Origin of the sequence: Salifodinibacter halophilus, assembly GCA_012999515.1 — a bacterium.
Classification (GTDB): Bacteria; Pseudomonadota; Gammaproteobacteria; order Nevskiales; family Salinisphaeraceae; genus Salifodinibacter; species Salifodinibacter halophilus.
In genome coordinates this window covers 1-243 of the sequence record JABEEB010000604.1, presented here as the reverse complement: position 1 = coordinate 243, position 243 = coordinate 1, and the positions used below count along the sequence as shown (strand labels likewise).

Annotated in this window: 1 protein-coding gene; it reads right to left on the bottom strand. The window is 69.1% G+C overall.

Features of this window, described 5'->3' with window-relative positions; all coding sequences use genetic code 11:
* Window positions 1-243: anthranilate phosphoribosyltransferase (trpD, locus tag HKX41_12995; GenBank protein ID NNC25050.1), on the bottom strand; the 243-nt coding region annotated here is incomplete at both ends.

Sequence of the window (243 nt, the reverse complement as noted above, 5' to 3'; positions counted from 1 at the left end):
CAGCGCCGACGTGCTCGAAGCCTTGGGCGCTGCCGGACTTGGACGAGACGCTGCGGTTGCCGTGCTTGGCCACCTTGGCCCCGGCCGCAGCGACTACGAACATGCTCGCGGTGGAGATGTTGAAGGTGTGCGCGCCGTCGCCGCCGGTACCCACGATGTCGACCAGATGGGTTCTGTCGGCGACCGTTACCGGCCGCGCGAATTCCCGCAACACGGTCGCCGCGCCGGCGATTTCGCCGACGG